Source organism: Acinetobacter piscicola, from assembly GCF_002233755.1.
Classification (GTDB): Bacteria; Pseudomonadota; Gammaproteobacteria; order Pseudomonadales; family Moraxellaceae; genus Acinetobacter; species Acinetobacter piscicola.
The window spans coordinates 736,200-748,992 of the sequence record NZ_NIFO01000001.1 but is presented as its reverse complement, the minus strand read 5'-3'; the positions used below and the strand labels follow the sequence as shown (position 1 = coordinate 748,992).

The 12,793-nt window shown below is 33.6% G+C and carries 12 protein-coding genes and 1 pseudogene; 4 read left to right on the top strand and 9 right to left on the bottom strand.

Annotated elements, in window-relative coordinates; genetic code table 11:
- Nucleotides 1–342: 342 nt before the first annotated feature.
- The 3 genes from CDA10_RS08460 to CDA10_RS08450 all read right to left on the bottom strand — a co-directional run bounded on the left by CDA10_RS08460 (nt 343) and on the right by CDA10_RS08450 (nt 3,126).
- Nucleotides 343–1,503, bottom strand: a complete 1,161-nt coding sequence (locus CDA10_RS08460) for an MFS transporter (RefSeq protein ID WP_089605158.1) — start codon at nt 1,501–1,503, stop codon at nt 343–345.
- Nucleotides 1,504–1,593: 90 nt separating this feature from the next.
- Complete coding sequence (locus CDA10_RS08455; protein WP_089605157.1) at nt 1,594–2,187, bottom strand: hypothetical protein; 594 nt, start codon at nt 2,185–2,187, stop codon at nt 1,594–1,596.
- 168 nt (nt 2,188–2,355) lie between these two features.
- Nucleotides 2,356–3,126 carry an alpha/beta fold hydrolase gene (locus CDA10_RS08450; RefSeq protein WP_089605156.1) on the bottom strand — a complete coding sequence of 257 codons (771 nt, stop codon included), beginning with the start codon at nt 3,124–3,126 and terminating at the stop codon, nt 2,356–2,358.
- Nucleotides 3,127–3,461: 335 nt separating this feature from the next.
- On the opposite strand from CDA10_RS08450, the gene CDA10_RS08445 reads away from it, so the two are divergent.
- The gene (locus tag CDA10_RS08445; RefSeq protein ID WP_089605155.1) at nt 3,462–4,667 is read left to right on the top strand and encodes an amino acid aminotransferase; all 1,206 of its coding nucleotides are present in this window, start codon (nt 3,462–3,464) and stop codon (nt 4,665–4,667) included.
- 128 nt (nt 4,668–4,795) lie between these two features.
- Here the strand turns inward: CDA10_RS08445 and CDA10_RS08440 are convergent, their stop codons facing one another.
- Nucleotides 4,796–5,230, bottom strand: coding sequence for a putative hemolysin (locus CDA10_RS08440; protein ID WP_089605154.1), 435 nt, complete (start codon nt 5,228–5,230; stop codon nt 4,796–4,798).
- 249 nt (nt 5,231–5,479) lie between these two features.
- On the opposite strand from CDA10_RS08440, the gene CDA10_RS08435 reads away from it, so the two are divergent.
- Nucleotides 5,480–6,961, top strand: a complete 1,482-nt coding sequence (locus CDA10_RS08435; RefSeq protein ID WP_089605195.1) for a phospholipase D family protein — start codon at nt 5,480–5,482, stop codon at nt 6,959–6,961.
- A gap of 147 nt (nt 6,962–7,108) precedes the next feature.
- Here the strand turns inward: CDA10_RS08435 and CDA10_RS08430 are convergent, their stop codons facing one another.
- The 3 genes and pseudogenes from CDA10_RS08430 to CDA10_RS08420 all read right to left on the bottom strand — a co-directional run bounded on the left by CDA10_RS08430 (nt 7,109) and on the right by CDA10_RS08420 (nt 9,817).
- Nucleotides 7,109–7,732, bottom strand: a complete 624-nt coding sequence (locus CDA10_RS08430; RefSeq protein WP_089605153.1) for a class I SAM-dependent methyltransferase — start codon at nt 7,730–7,732, stop codon at nt 7,109–7,111.
- Between the two features lie 109 nt (nt 7,733–7,841).
- A complete protein-coding gene (locus CDA10_RS08425) occupies nt 7,842–8,162 on the bottom strand; it encodes a hypothetical protein (RefSeq protein WP_089605152.1) in 321 nt (106 codons plus the stop codon).
- A gap of 237 nt (nt 8,163–8,399) precedes the next feature.
- Nucleotides 8,400–9,817, bottom strand: a pseudogene (locus CDA10_RS08420) (aminotransferase-like domain-containing protein).
- A gap of 172 nt (nt 9,818–9,989) precedes the next feature.
- Between CDA10_RS08420 and CDA10_RS08415 the strand changes: the two are divergent.
- Nucleotides 9,990–10,853, top strand: a complete 864-nt coding sequence (locus CDA10_RS08415) for a DMT family transporter (protein ID WP_089605151.1) — start codon at nt 9,990–9,992, stop codon at nt 10,851–10,853.
- 96 nt (nt 10,854–10,949) lie between these two features.
- Here CDA10_RS08415 and CDA10_RS08410 read toward each other — a convergent pair whose 3' ends face one another.
- Nucleotides 10,950–11,546 carry a uracil-DNA glycosylase family protein gene (locus CDA10_RS08410; RefSeq protein WP_089605150.1) on the bottom strand — a complete coding sequence of 199 codons (597 nt, stop codon included), beginning with the start codon at nt 11,544–11,546 and terminating at the stop codon, nt 10,950–10,952.
- A 228-nt stretch (nt 11,547–11,774) separates the two neighbouring features.
- Here CDA10_RS08410 and CDA10_RS08405 point away from each other — a divergent pair, with 228 nt between their 5' ends.
- Nucleotides 11,775–12,056, top strand: a complete 282-nt coding sequence (locus CDA10_RS08405; protein WP_089605149.1) for a helix-turn-helix domain-containing protein — start codon at nt 11,775–11,777, stop codon at nt 12,054–12,056.
- Nucleotides 12,057–12,068: 12 nt separating this feature from the next.
- On the opposite strand, the gene CDA10_RS08400 is transcribed toward CDA10_RS08405, so the two are convergent.
- Nucleotides 12,069–12,782 carry an SGNH/GDSL hydrolase family protein gene (locus tag CDA10_RS08400; RefSeq protein ID WP_089605148.1) on the bottom strand — a complete coding sequence of 238 codons (714 nt, stop codon included), beginning with the start codon at nt 12,780–12,782 and terminating at the stop codon, nt 12,069–12,071.
- Between the last annotated feature and the right edge of the window lie 11 nt (nt 12,783–12,793).

The following is a 12,793-nucleotide window of genomic DNA, read 5'->3' as shown; positions in this document are numbered from 1 at the left end:
GACATTTTAATTGGTGAATAACAAATATATTTTAAACATTCGATTATAAAAGACTTATTGCTATAGGTTTAAATGGCGCACCATTCAATTCACATAAAACCTTAAGTCTCTAATATGTTTCTGTTCAATAAATTTCTTTACCTTTGTAAGATTTGCAGAACTCAACTAGATTTTAAGTTTTAGAACTTACATCAAATCTATGTGCTCAGGACGCCGTGTTGATATTTTGACATTATAAAATAATGTTTTTATGAAATTACTTAAAGTACAAAAAATCAAGCTTGTTTTGTTTTAAATTTGAGTTAATTTAAATACAGATGAACAATAAGACACTGATGATTTTTAACGAGCTTGATAAATCGTTTTCGGTAAGAAATTCACCATAAATAAGCCTATTAATGCTGACAAACCTGCACAAATAAAAATGGTTGTTCCTGATAATATTTCCCAATATTGTCCGGCTAAAATACTTCCTGAAGCCACACCCAAGCCCCACATGGTGCTGTACAAAGCTTGCCCTCTACCCTGTTGTTTTGCTGTAAAATTCTGCAAAATAATACGCATGGCAAGAATATGGAATAAACCAAAACTAAATGCATGTAGGCTTTGTGAAATAAACTGAATAAAGAAACTTTCAGGGAAAAAACCAGCCAATAAAAATCGGATACAGGTCATTATTAAGCAAATAGCGATGAGGTTTCGCCACGAAAAACGAGACAAAAAGGAATTGGCATGATTAAACATAATAATTTCTGCAATGACACCAACTGACCATAAAAAGCCGATCTCAGAGGTACTAAAACCTGATGTTTTTAGATAGTTGCTATAAAAGCTATAAAATGGTGCCTGTGCAAAAAGCATAATAAATTCAATGCAAAAGAATGCAGCAACAACGGGTCTTTTTAATATTGGCAATAAGGGTTCGAGCGCTTTTTGAGCGTTAGGTGCAGCACTGGGTTCTTTAATTGAAAATGACCAAATGAATGCAGTAAATGCAATGCATAACAACATCATTGGTAAATAATGGATATCAATAATCTCTAGAATCGCACCTATGCTAAATACACCGACAATAAAACCAATTGAACCCCATTTTCTAATTTTCCCATAATATTCAGTATGTTTATCACCTAGCCAAAACAAAGTTACGCCTTCAAATTGAGCAAGTATGGCATTTTGGAAAAAGCTAAAAATGAACATCAGCAATGCAATAGATTGCATATTATTGGGAATAATAAAAATTAAAAACCAAATCGTAGCTTCCATCCATGTGGCTACACGAACCAATAGCATTCGCTTGCCCGTTTTATCTGCAATAAAGCCCCAAATAAAAGGAGCAAAAATACGCGTTAAAATTGCAATAGATGAAAGTAAACCGATTTCTTTGTAGTTAAATCCTTGGTCTTGAAGGTATAGACTCCAATAAGGCAAAAACGTACCAACAATTGTATAGTACCAAAAGTAAAATCCGCTTAGTCTGTATTGGATCGGTATAGATTGCATATAGCTACATTCGTTTGTATTTTCAATATGTTAGCATGAGTTTAAGCTAATTAATGGATGTGATTTATTTATCAAATATCAATCAATTCTTTAACGATTAATTAGCTTAACTATTCTTTTAAGATCAAATAACATTATAGTTAAAAAATAAAAAAATAAGATAAATAGCAATAGTAGTAGAGACAAGCTGATTAAAATCATTATAGAAATATGCTCAGGAAGCAACAGCACATTCTGTAACCAAAGAACATTTTTCTTAAAAGTTACAATAAAAATAAATAGGAAAAATACCATAAAAGATGATAATAAAAACATTGTTATTTTTTCTCTAATATAAGTTCTTTTATTCAAAAAAATACCAACAATTTGATTATTGTTATTTCTTATAACATTTAAACAATTATCCCAAAGAGCTAAATTCCTAGAAACGATTTCAAAATTCGTAATATTTTTATTTTCTATTAAATAATGCATTAACTCATATGATATTAACTGACTTCCAGCAAGTTCCTGAGCAGCCGAATTACGAAGTGCTCTCTTTTCAATTTCATTTATATTTAAATCAGTAATAATTTTTAGGTTATCAAAGTATTTAGCTCTACGATTATATCTATCTTCAGCAGACTTAAATTTATTTTTCCTTTCTAAAAACAATAGAATTATTTTATGAATAAATTCCCACATAAATCCAATTTCCTCGATTTTCCTTTAATTTAATACGATAATTCTTATTAAGAGAGTCATATATTTTAATTAAATTATAATATAGAAATCACCTTGTAAAATCATACCAGTATTTCTTATATCCAATTGAATATAAAATATACATAAACTATGGTTAAGACTTACTTACTAAGCCTCTATAAAAGTCGTAATAAGCTGATTCACTTCCGTAGGTTTTTCCGCATGTAACCAATGCCCTGCATTTTCAACAACCTGAATCTGATGGTTACTAAATTGCTGCTCAATTGCTTCAAAATGTTCAGGTTTTGCAAGATAAGGAGAATTTCCACCTTTAATGAATAAGATAGGAACTGCATTTGTACGTTGCTGATCCCAGCCCAATATATCGGGATAGTCCTTATACAAGGTACGCACATTGAACAACCACTTGCCCTTATTCCATGATTTTAATAAGAATTGAATCACCATTTCTTCATTTAAGTATTGGCGCATAATCTCTGTTGCATCTTTACGCGATTCAACTTGAGCATCTTCCACCGCGAGCAATGCTTTAAAAATTTGATCATGATGATTTTGTTTATATGCAAATGGTGTCATATCTAAAATAACAATTTTTTCTAAACGATCTTGAGCTAAATCCGCAAGTTTCATCGCAATTTTCCCACCCATAGAGTGTCCAATCACAATAAAATTTTGAATTTTTAAATGATCAAGGGTTTCTAAAACATCACTAGCCATAAGTAGATAATTCATTTCTTCAGAGTGTGCTGAATGACCATGATTTCTTACATCTATCTGTAAAATATTGAATTTCCCTTGAAACACACGGGCTACCATGCCTAAATTACTTAAACTACCAAATAATCCATGAATCAAAACCAATGTCGGAGAAGCATCTGTAGCAGTTGTGACCTGGTCATATTGATAATTGAGTAACATTTTAAAACCGTCCAAAAAGCCAATTCAATAGTGAATATGATGGCAAGAAATATACGTATCAACAATGTTTTTAATGATTTATCTACAAATTTATTATAAGAAAAGGATTCAATACTTTATCTATAATATTTAATCGTTCGAAGTGGATAGATCAAAAAAATGCTCAAAAAACCGATTACAACGATCAAATGCAACTTTTCAGGCTGTTATAAGCTGAATATAAGCTAAAGTTGAATAAATTATTTAAAATAAACCTAAATCTGCTGTTGAGTCATCCTTCAAATTACATATATGATCAGTCTTGAATATCTTCGTTTGATTTAGGACTTTCAACCATGTTTCAACATGTAGATCCTTATGCAGGTGATCCGATCCTTTCCCTAATGGAAGCATTTGGTAAGGATGAACGGACAAATAAAGTAAATTTAAGTATTGGTCTTTATTACAATGAGGACACCATTGTTCCTCAGCTTGAAGCAGTCAAAGCTGCTTTAAAAAATATTGAGCCAAGCAATGACAAGGTAAAGCTTTATTTACCTATGGATGGTTTAAAGTCTTATAACGAAGCAACCCAAAAGCTTGTTTTAGGTACAGACAGTCAAGCACGTAAAGATGGTCGTGCTGTAACGATTCAAACTTTAGGTGGCTCTGGTGCATTAAAAGTTGGCGCTGACTTCCTTAAAAAGTATTTTCCTGAATCAGACGTTTGGGTAAGCCAACCGACTTGGGAAAATCATATTGCGATTTTTAATGGTTCAGGAATTAACTCGCATTTCTACCGTTATTTCGATGCAACAAGCAATGGTGTCGATATCGAAGGCATGTTGGAAGATTTAAAACAAATTCCTGCCAAAGGTATTGTTTTACTACACCCTTGTTGCCATAACCCTACAGGTGCGGATTTAACACCTGCTGAGTGGGATCGCGTGATTGAAGTACTGAAAGCTGGTGATTTGATTCCATTCTTAGACATTGCTTATCAAGGTTTTGGTCAAGGTTTAGAAGAAGATGCTTATGCGATTCGTGCTTTAGACAAATCAGGTATGAACTTCATTGTAAGTAATTCATTCTCTAAAATTTTCTCACTTTATGGTGAGCGTGTCGGTGGTTTAAGCTTTATTTGTGATGACCAAGCGACTGCACAAAAAGTTTTAGGTCAATTAAAAGCAACAGTACGCCGTATCTACTCTAGCCCACCAACGACTGGTGCTTTAGCTGTAAATAATGTTTTGAATGACGCTGCATTGACTGAAAAATGGCATGCTGAATTGAAAGAAATGCGTGAACGTATTATCCAAATGCGTGAGCTTTTAAAAGCAAAATTATCTGCTGCCTTACCTGAACGTAATTTTGATTATCTTACGACGCAACAAGGTATGTTTAGCTACACTGGCTTAACTGCTGAACAAGTTGATATTTTAAAAGATAAATATGCGATTTATTTAGTCCGTAGCGGTCGTATGTGCGCTGCTGGTCTAAATTTAAAGAACATTGATTATGTTGCAGATTCAGTTGCAGAAGTGATTAAAGCGACTTCTTAATGCTTAGGTTAAATGATTTGTTTTGAATCATTTATCTTTAAAAAACCCAAGTGAATGTACTTGGGTTTTTTAATTTTATAATATTAAATGTTTTTAAATCAATGATCTATAACTTTGAAAATAACCCTTTAACCACAAGTGGCTTGTGTAATTATTTTCGTTATTGGTTCTATGGTCACAGTCACTCGATCTTCACGATAATCCATCGTTACTGGCTGATTTGGCGCAACTCGGCGAATGGTTTGTGCTTTGGTGCTCTGTTTAATTTGTTCATCAGTCAAATTTGTTTGACCAACCAATTTTACAGCTTCTTCAGCAACACATCGTGCTTGACTCTGACGGAACAAAGCCCACTCCTCGACCTTTTCGCCATTTTTCAAATGACAATAGCCGACTTCGCCATTGGTTTCTTTTACAATTTCTAATTTGCCACCTTGTTCTACGCAATACTGACTTGCTGGATTGGCTAAACCCAGTTTAGTTTGACTTGAATCTGTTGTTTGAACAGATGAACATGCTGATAATGAAGTTACAATAACAGCTAAAAATGCAATATTTTTCATAAAGATACTTTTATTACTTTAAAAGTTAAACATAGCAAAAAAAGTGTTACTTTTATATTAAATTTATAAAACTCATACAGACTTTAATTTAACAAACGACTAACAGTACGCTTGGCTAAGTTTAATGCTTCAACTTAAAAGTAATGATATGATTTTAATATTCAGCAAACATCAACTAAAAAGATGAAAAAATTCAGAATTTTACCGATTTTATCTTTCATGATCGCTTTGACAGGATGTAGTTTGCCTATGAATCATTCTAAACAAGAACAACGCATTGCCATGCATACAGATCATTGGATCAATAACGATCCTGATGCACAGAAAAAACTCGCTCAGGGATTAACCGCTTATTTAGCGATGAGTGATGCTTATCAAAGCATCGCCTCTCGTATTCATTTGATTAGAAAAGCAAAATATACCTTAGACTTACAATACTATATTTGGGCTGATGATTTTATTGGCAATTTGATGTTAGAGGAGCTATTAACCGCTGCGGATCGTGGGGTTAAAGTTAGATTACTGATTGATGATCAAAATGGTACTAAAATAGACCGCCAATTAAGTGCTTTGATTACACATCCTAATATTTCGATTAAATTTTATAATCCGTACAAATTCAGGAATTTTAGAATTATTGACTATATTTTACGAGCAAATCGCATTAATCATCGTATGCATAACAAACTGATTATTGCAGATGGTGGAATTGCCGTAACAGGTGGTCGCAATATTAGCAGTGAATATTTTGATGCGAGCGAATCCTTTCAATTTAGCGATATGGATATTTTGTTTTTAGGCAATGCTGTTCATCACGCTAACCAAGTATTTCAAGAGTTTTGGAACTTTGAACTCAGCTATCCTGTTGAAGCATTCATTGACAAAGGCTCTAAACAAGACTTGCTCGATTTACGTCAAGCCTTTGTAAAATTAGGACAATCGAATCACCCAACAGATGAAAAAGTAAATTTAGAACAAAAAGAACTAGCGAATGAATTAAATCAAAATAAGGTAGATTGGGCCTTTGCGGAATTTCTTGCTGACTCCCCCAATAAAACCCTTGGTCAAGCTCAAGATAATGAACTGATCTATCATCAAATTCGTAACTATATGGGCGACCCTAAGCAAGAGATGGATTTGATTGCTGCATATTTTGTTCCTACAAAAGATGGGACAGATTTTATCAATCAATTTCCTAAGCAAAATGTAAAAGTCAGAGTGCTGACCAATTCTTTCGTTGCTAATGATGTTGCCTTGGTGCATGCTTTTTATCAAAAATATCGTGTGGATTTACTCAAAAATGGAGTCGAACTTTATGAGTTTAAACCTTATATTGAGCGTAAACGCCGTACTTGGTATGAGGTCGTGACTGGAAATGTAATTCCTAAAAAAGGTAAAAATAAATCAAGCTTACATGCAAAGTTTATTGATATTGATGACAAAGTTTTTATTGGTTCATTTAACTTAGATCCACGTTCATTTAATCTCAATACAGAAGTCGGCCTAGTGGTTACATCTGATCCACTTCAAGAACAAATTTCTGGTTTGTTAGATCAAACCTTACACACCGTTGCCTATGAATTAAAATTGGACAATCAGGGCGAAATTATTTGGTTAGATCATGGCCCAAATGGAAAGACGATTGAATATAAAACAGATCCTGAGACCACTCGATTCCAAAGGCTGATGATGCACAGTGTCTCTTATTTACCTATTGAATGGATGATGTAATAAAAAACCAATTTGTAATGTTCTGAAACTTACTTTATCATTACAAAATTAGTTGTTATTCATATTCAGTCAATTAACCTGCTTAGTATTTTACTTTTCTAAGAAAAGCTTAAATTGACGATCAATTAAAACTCAGTTTTATAAGTCTCAAACCTTACACTCAAACAGATATAAGCCATTGTAATCTTTGATCAATATGACTTGTTGATAGGCTGCATTTTCCAAACTTTGAAAATGTTCTTCAACTGACATGTAAAGCTGATTATTTTGCATAGCCTCTGCTGCAAAAACATGATCGCAAACAAAATAAACTGCATCTTCTTTTAACAATCTTTTAACTTGCTGATGAAACAATGATGCATAGGCTTTATGGCGTAATTCATGTAATGCCTGATGAATAATTACCATATCAAATTGTCCAAGATCTTTGTACCAATCCGCTTGTTTAAAGTCCGCAATTCGATATTCCGCACGATCTAATTCTTCAGCAAGTAACTTACTTTTTGACAGTTCATGCATCGCCTGAGAAAAATCAACAGCGGTATATTTTATGTCTTTACAATGTTGTAATAAGTGTTTAGCAAGAAACCCTGGGCCTGAACCTATTTCTAAGACATGAATATTACCTTTATTCAAGCTTCTGATTTTATTTACATATAAGTCAAAAAACTCATAACGCCAAGGTCGTTTGATATTGGCTTCATTGGCCCATTGCAATGCTTCTTGTGGGTCTTTTAAATCTATAGGACTCGCTACTTCTTGTATTTGCATGTGTTTTCACTCGATAAATCAAATTATTTGTTTCAATTTTTGCAAAACTATTTTGATTGACCAACGCTGAGTGGAATCACTACCACGATTCCCTAAACACGATCAACGATTATATAAACAGCGCAAAAATAATACCGAGAAATGCAATGCAAATACTGAACATATATAACTTTAAAGTTGTGTAATACATTGCTTGAGCATCATCATAAGTTTTATTGCTCAATAGTCGATAGACGACAATTAACATGCAAATTAAAGAAATTAAAAGTGTTAGAACAATGACCCAATCAGATAAACTTTCTAATGCAGGATGCTCAGGCGTTCCTTCGATTGCCCATCCAGCTAAAAAATTAAGAATAAACCCCATCATAATGCCTAATGATGTGATCATGGGTTGTCGAAAATCTTTGATATCACCTGTAAAACTCATATTAGATCCTTATAATAAATCGTTTTAATAAAGTTATTGAGTCAATGCTTATTTATAATCGGTGTTACAGGTAATTTCAATGTGTTCTGTATGAAGTTTCAAATCACTTGAAAATTAGGAAGCTATTCAAAAGAACCGAATTTAAAAACATCAAATCAATAAGCAATCGAGTTTGCACAGGTCAAATGAATGAAATCCTGATTATTCAATGAATTTTTCCAATATTTTCAGTCACTATCAATCATAGTCAAAATGATCATGCTCTCGAATCTCTCTAATTGCAGACTCAAGTACATCAAATATACGCTTATCGATACACTGTGCCACATTAAAACGCATAAAATGCTCTGCGCCATCCGCTTGGCTAAATGCATTTCCGGGTGCAAGAATGACCCCATTTTTAAGGCAATATTTAGATAAATCAGAAGCCAAAATATCTTTTGGTAATGTGCACCATAGAAATATTCCTGCTTTGGGAATAATCCATGGCTGAATATCTAAAACTGCCAATTTATGAATCGTTTCATTCATTGCTTTAACGAGCTGTTTTTTAAGCCAATCGATATGTTTTAAATAACTACTATCCATCAATGCATGGTAAACAATTTCTGCATTTAAATTACTATGACTAAAATTTGTGGCAATGCGTAAGTCTATTAGATTTTCAATATTCGCTTGATTGGAAATAATATAACCACAACGCACTGCTGCTGAAAGTGTTTTAGTGAAACTGCCAATTTGAATCACATGTTCAAAGCCTGCCAAAGATGCATAGCGTGGTGCATGTTGATATTCAAAATCTGCAAATATTTCATCTTCAATAATCATTAGATTTGCTTGTTCAACAAGTTTGGCAATTTGAAAAGCCGTTTGAATGGATAGACTTACCCCGTAGGATTTTGAATACCTGAATTGGTTAAATATATTTTAGGTTTTAAATTTAAAGCTTGTTTAAATTGTTCGATATCAGGGCCATGCGGTGTAAATGGAATTGCGACTGCTTTTAAATGATGTGCTTTAATCAAAGCTTGAAAATTGAAATAGCATGGGTCATCAATCAAAATAACATCACCCGCTTGTAATAAAAGCCTAAAAATCAAGTCGATCGATTGAGTTGCTGAATCTGTAATTAAAATTTGTTCTAAATCAATGCTTAAATCATAATTTTGTTTACGTCGTGCAATCCATTGTCTAAGGGCTAAATGACCATTTGGCACAGCATAATCAGTCATTAAACTGATTTCAGATTTTGCAACTTGCTTTAATGCCTTACGAATGGTTTGTTCTGGCATCCAGTGACTTGGCAGCCACCCACAACCCGGTTTTAAAACATCAGGTTTTGCCTCTAAAGACTGTCTTGAAATCCACAGCGGGTCAATTTCTCTTTGATATTGAATTTTTGTTTCAAATATTTGAATTTGCTTTGCTTGCCCAACGACAAAATAACCTGCACCAATCCGCGACTCTAAAATACCCGCAGATACTAAGCGTGTATATGCTTCGACGATTGTAGATACGGAAAAGTTTAATTGTATTGCTAATTGACGTACTGAAGGCAAGCGTGAACCTGCAATTAAGCTTTTATTGGCAATTTGTTGTTTGATAATATCAATTGCAATATTAATTTTTGTTTTATACGTTTTAGTTTTCGCCATTTTCTTTAATCATTCAAGATGGGTATCCGCTAAGCATAATAACTCTTCAAAAATAATACAAATTGTACTGGTTGATTGAGCAGTACAGTTATCACAAATTGTTCTAGATTGTATATATAAATAGATGATCCCTCATTGCTTTAATCCATTAAAAGATGATGAGTATTTGCAAATGGATCAAGCTTCAAAAGGCTGGTTAAATGGATTGATTGGTGTGGTTATTTTTGCAGGTTCATTACCTGCAACCCGTATTGGCGTACTCGGGTTTACACCTGAATTTTTAACCACATCACGTGCCGTAATTGCAGGAATAATCGCTTTAATACTTTTGATTATATTCAGACAACTTAAACCAAATTTTCAGCAATTTAAAGCACTTATTATTGTCGCATTGGGTGTTGTTATCGGCTTTCCATTATTTACAGCCCTTGCATTACAAACGGTCTCATCTTCACATGCGATTATTTTTGTCGGCCTGTTGCCCTTATCGACCGCAATCTTTGCAGTGTTGCGTGGCGGAGAAAAACCTTCTTCTCAGTTTTGGTTATTTGCGATTTTGGGAAGCTGTTTAGTGATTATTTTCATGTTCTTTGAAAATAAAAGCTTAAGCCTGACACTTGGTGATTTCTATATGTTAGCCGCGATCCTCGTCTGCGGTTTGGGCTATGCTGAAGGCGGTAAATTATCGAGTGAATTAGGTGGATGGCAAGTGATCTGCTGGGCTTTGGTAATAGCTTTACCGATCATGTTATTTGGTAGCGTCTATTATTTTCCAGCGCATTATTCAAATATGAGTATTGCCCCTATTCTTGCACTGATCTATGTTTCATTGTTTAGTATGCTGATCGGTTTTGTTTTTTGGTACAAAGGTTTAGCACTTGGTGGCATTGCAAAAGTTGGGCAAATTCAACTGGTTCAACCTTTTATAGGGTTGCTGTTATCTGCTGTGCTATTGGGTGAACATATCAGTCCTGCGATGATTCTAGTTAGTATTGCTGTGGTTGCATGTGTTGTGATAGCAAAGAAGTTTGCTTGAGGGCTTAAATAATAGCGTCTAATTATTTACATTCTGAATGCTTAGCTTTCGTAAATGTCATATTCGGTTTTGAGGCTTGAAATAAATTAAGCTTACTTATAGTAAGCCTGTTTCTTTAAATAAGTTATGATAGGCTTCTGCTTTCTTATCTAATGCAAGTGGATAAGCTCTTGAAGATGAAGGCATTCTATATAAAGTGATATCTCGATCTGCAAATATTGCTGTAGACGAATGCCCTATTTGCGGTTTTTCAGTCATTTCAGGCATCGATAACATCAATGTATCTGTGGCTTTATCACCTGTGGTCATGATGTTATAGCAATTCGGCATTTGATCTAAAAGTTGTTTGATGTCTGTTGCAGTTTCTATTTGTAAAAACTTATCTGCTGCATTGCCTTTTAAACGTATGACTTGATACGCCGTGTCAAAAATAGCAATACCTTTTTCAATGAGAAAATCTTTAATTATTTGTTCTTTAAAGTTTTTATTGGGTAAATCTAAAAAATAATCCTTGTTCTTAAAAAAAATCACTCCAAAAATCCGCCACATATCATTTTGATAATTTGGATAATAAAAATCCATTTTCCAACGTTCTTTAGGCGGTGGAAAGCTTCCTAACATCAAAAGCTTGGCGTTTTGAGGTAAAAAAGGTTTCAGTGGGTGGGTTTCTATAATTTGTTCAGAACTTGACATAAGCAGACATTATTCAGGTTATCATTGGTATTGTGGACTTAAATCATTTTATTTCAATATCAATTTAAAAATTTAATTTTTCAGGTTAATATTTTACTAAAATAGAATATTAGCCTGCTGTTTTCTTTATATTCTTCTATTTCAATAAAATTATGAGTAAATATTATACGATTTAAATTTACGAGTATCGAATTCAAAATATTTGCCAGCAATTGGAGAAACTATAATATGGATAAACGCTTTAAAACACTCAGTCCAATTGAGCAAATTCAAAGAAAACAGCAAGTTCTAGACATGATTGAATTACATCCTGAGTGGGAAATTCATCAAATTGCTAAATTTCTTCGTACAGAATTGCGATTAACCCTACCTGAAATGGCGAAAATCACGAAAATTGCACCTCAAACTTTACAAAAAATGGAACAAGCAGATTCAAATCCAACATTGCAATCAATCTTAAAGTTATTGAGTGCTTTTGGATTAAATTTAGTTGTGAAAATGACGCATTAAAATAGCGATGATTCATTGAAATTTATTGAAAATAACCTGCGAAATTTCTTTTGCCCATAGCTGATAAATATCTTTACTTGGATGAAATCCATCTTCAGCCATTTGCAAATTTAATGCTTTAAAATGAGCTAAATCAAATCGAATCAATTGATAATCTGGCTTTGTATTTACAAATTGACTTAGTTGCTGATTCATCGCACTGGAGTATTGCCCAAGTAACCATCCTAGTGGATTGGGTAAAGCTGGAAATAAATTCATTGGTGGAACACCAGTCACCACAATCTTCTTAGGAGAAAATCGAGACTCAATTTCTGCATAAAATTGTTGCTGTTGTAAAATCCATTTGTTGGGCGAGATCAACTTGGTGACGTCATTTACCCCAACAGACGTGATCACCACATCAAAGGATTGATGATTCAGCTGTTTTGTTCTTTCTAGAACTTGTAAAGTGGTATCACCTGTTTTAGCTTCTAATTGATAATAAACTTCAAAGTCATGTTCTAATTCTTTTAATAAAGCTCCGAGTAAAGCATCTTGTTGATGTTCAACACCTACACCTGCGGCTGCCGAATCTCCAAGGATTAAAACAGACAAGGCTTTGCCTTTACCCATCTTACCTTGTCGTTGTCCACTCGCCTCTTCTAATCGTGGTGTATATTTTTTAACACGATAGCCTTGAATAACAAGGGATGGTATTAATAGCAGTGTAGATACTTTCAAAAACATAGTGCAACCAT